The 2,778-nt window shown below is 68.8% G+C and carries 4 protein-coding genes and 1 pseudogene; 1 reads left to right on the top strand and 4 read right to left on the bottom strand.

Annotation, left to right across the window (positions count from 1 at the left end; genetic code table 11):
- The 4 genes from AB0J39_RS39040 to AB0J39_RS39025 form a co-directional block, all read right to left on the bottom strand.
- The coding region (locus AB0J39_RS39040; protein WP_363474194.1) for a WXG100 family type VII secretion target at positions 1-483 on the bottom strand (483 nt) is incomplete at its 3' end.
- A gap of 28 nt (positions 484-511) precedes the next feature.
- The gene (locus AB0J39_RS39035) at positions 512-874 is read right to left on the bottom strand and encodes a hypothetical protein (RefSeq protein ID WP_363474192.1); all 363 of its coding nucleotides are present in this window, start codon (positions 872-874) and stop codon (positions 512-514) included.
- Positions 875-952: 78 nt separating this feature from the next.
- Positions 953-1,255: a WXG100 family type VII secretion target gene (locus AB0J39_RS39030; protein WP_363474190.1), complete on the bottom strand. Its 303-nt coding sequence runs from the start codon at positions 1,253-1,255 to the stop codon at positions 953-955.
- Between the two features lie 36 nt (positions 1,256-1,291).
- A complete protein-coding gene (locus AB0J39_RS39025; RefSeq protein ID WP_169986094.1) occupies positions 1,292-1,642 on the bottom strand; it encodes a WXG100 family type VII secretion target in 351 nt (116 codons plus the stop codon).
- Between the two features lie 234 nt (positions 1,643-1,876).
- On the opposite strand from AB0J39_RS39025, the pseudogene AB0J39_RS39020 reads away from it, so the two are divergent.
- Positions 1,877-2,778: pseudogene (locus AB0J39_RS39020) on the top strand (hypothetical protein); the annotation flags it as partial.

Below are 2,778 nucleotides of genomic sequence, written 5' to 3'. Positions count from 1 at the left end.
GGCGATGGCGCCGCCGGCCGCGCCGACCGCTCCCGCCTCCACGGCCGCGTCGTACCAGTCGATGTCGCTCTTCGTGGGCTCGGGGACGTTCTCGCCCCGGAACTGGTTGAGGGAACTGGCGTACACGTCCAGTGCGGGCACCACGCCGCGCGCCGAGGGCGACCCCGACTGCCCCGCCGCGGCGGAGGTCTCCACGATCGCGGTCATCACCGCGACCGTGGAGGCCCTGAGCCGGCGGAGTTGCTCCTTGACCTGCTTGGCGTCCTCACCCGTCGTCCAGTGCTTGTCGAGCGAGTCCAGGTGCCGGTCGAGCGTCTCGACCACGGACTTGAGCTTGTCGTGCACGCCCTTGAACTCGCCCGAGGCCGCCCTGATGAGCTCGGGGTCGGTCTTCTCGAGCGAGGTGCGCAGCGTGTCCAGCATGACGACGCCCGGATCGGACGCGTCGATCGCCGCCCTGATGGGCATCTTCCGCTCCGCCACGGCGCCTCCTCAACCACTCCGCATGCGACTAGACGTCCGCCACACCGAGGTGCCGCGCGCCCGCCTGCTCTCCGGCGTCGAGGTTCCTGACCGCCAGTTCCAGGCGTTCGGCGGCGATGCCGAGGGTCGAGGCGATCTCCGCGTAGATGGCGGTGACCGCGACCTCCGCGCTGGTCAGGCTCGAGTGGAACCCCGTGGCGGCCTCCCAGAAGCCGCCGATCGCCTCACGCCGCATGATCAGGCGCTTCACCGCGCCGCCCTCGTGGAAGGCGACCGGTGTCATCGTGCCCTTGGACGCGCCCGGCGCCAGCACCTCGAGGACCTCCTCGAAGTCCTTGCGCGCGTTCCTGAGCGCGGTCCGGCTGACCTGCACGCCACCGTCGCGACCCATGCGTCACCCTCCGTCAACGCCGTGACGGGCACCGGCGAAGGAGCGCCGGCGCCTCCGGCCGTACCGTCGGACGTCCGCTCACTTGCCGTCGAACATGGCCGCGTTGATCCGCTCCACGTCCTGCATGTTCATGTTGGTGATGTTGATGTTCTTCGCCAGCAGCGAGACGATGTCCGCCAGGCCCTTGGCCTCCTGCTGCCAGATCCGCCGGGTCTGGTCGTAGGCGTCCTTGGCGCTGCCCTGCCAGATCGCGGTCTTGGTGTTGAGCTTGTTCTCCAGGTTCTCCAGCTCGGTGACCAGCCGGTTGAAGGCGTTCTGGAACTCGGTCTCGCCTGAGTCGAGACCACTGAAGTTGACCTTGGTGATGTCGAAGTCCACCATCGCGCTCTCCGTCCGTTCCTGGTGGTCGTCTCGGGCTCAGCGGCTGTACGAGGCGGGCGGGGCCTGGTTGATGAGCGCCTCGATCTTGTTGATCTCGGCGGTCGCCTGCGCGTTGAACTCGGCGTAGTTCTTGTTGTTCGCCCTGATGCTCTCCGCGAGGGTCTGCAGGCTGCCCAGGATGACGTCCATGCGCTCGTGCCACAGCAGGTGCACCTTGTTGAACGCGTGGTGCGACTCGCCCTGCCAGTGGGTCCTGAGGTTCTCGCCGGCGCTGTCCAGGTAACGCTGGATGCCGCGGATGTTCTCGGCCGCGTCGCCGATCCAGGTGATCGCCTCGTCCAGGTCGTGCCGGCTGACTTGAGCCTGGCTTGCGCCAGAGTGCGACATGGCCACCTCCACTGATCCTGTCAATTACCCCCGACCAGGAGGGTCGGGTGGTCGACCCAAAAGTCACAGTAATGGATCAGTGGACGCCTTGCCGGGACTGTCCGAGATTAAGATTCTGTCACGTCTCTTGTGGTTTTGTCAGACAGCCGGTTAGGGGATTTGTACGTTTTGCGAGCTTTGGGGTGACTCGCGCCGCATTTAGGTGAAACCGAAATCAATCGGCCGGAGGATGTTGTGACGGATACGAGCGGGGGCGCGACGAATCCTTTCGCCGGCCTCGCGACCACGATGGGATCGGGGGGCGCGGTGGACCCGCGCCTGACGGACCCCGAGTTCAAGATGGACTACGGCGAGGTCGCGAAGTTCGGCAACGACGTGGCCGGCCGGGGGCAGGTCCTGGCGGACACGAGCGGCCGGATCAAGAAGATCCACCTTCCGCCGCTGACCTTCGGTGTGATCGGCGGCGCCCTGAACGGCGTGCACAGCCAGGTGCGGAACCAGGCGGCCGACGCCGTGGCGAAGGGCAAGGACGTCCTGGAGTCCTGGAAGGCGGCCCTCGACCAGGCGGTCAAGAACGCCAAGGAAGCCGAGAAGCAGAGCTCGGGCGGCACCGGGAAGGACGGCCTGGACGGTCTCAAGGGCGGTCCGAAGGGGGCCGGGTTCGACCCCAAGAACCTGGGGCTCGGCGGCGGCGGTCTCCCGAAGGGCGCATCCGGTCTCGGCGACGGCTGGAAGCCGCCCAAGGACATGCCGGGCGCCGACCTCGACACCGGCCTGAAGCATCCGGACCTGCCCGGCACGGGCGACCTGCCCGGTCCCGGCGGGAACGGCGGCCTGCCCGGCGCCGGCGACCCGAACGGCGGCCTCGGCGGCAGCGGCCTCGATCCGGACGGCAGCGGCCTCGGGAAGGACGGCCTCGGCCGTACGAGCCTCGACGGGCTCGGCCAGAACGGGGTGAACCCGCTGGAGACGCCCAAGCTGAACGCCCCGGGCGACACCTCCCTCTCGGGGCACAACCCGAACCCGCCGTCCGTGCCGACGCTGCCGACGACGCCGGCGACCCCCGGCCTCGGCCCGACGGGCTACGGCCCGGGCGACTACCCCGCGGGGACGCGGACCGGCACCGGCGGCTACGG

It is taken from the genome of Microbispora sp. NPDC049633 (assembly GCF_040675265.1).
Lineage (GTDB): Bacteria > Actinomycetota > Actinomycetes > Streptosporangiales > Streptosporangiaceae > Microbispora > Microbispora maris.
Note: the sequence above shows the minus strand (reverse complement) of the source record. Positions and strands in the feature narration are given on the sequence as shown.

Bases quoted from the DNA above. Each gene is read 5' to 3' on its own strand.
- AB0J39_RS39025 (WP_169986094.1), bottom strand. From the start codon at position 1,642: ATGTCGCACTCTGGCGCAAGCCAGGCTCAAGTCAGCCGGCACGACCTG.
- AB0J39_RS39030 (WP_363474190.1), bottom strand. From the start codon at position 1,255: ATGGTGGACTTCGACATCACCAAGGTCAACTTCAGTGGTCTCGACTCA.
- AB0J39_RS39035 (WP_363474192.1), bottom strand. From the start codon at position 874: ATGGGTCGCGACGGTGGCGTGCAGGTCAGCCGGACCGCGCTCAGGAAC.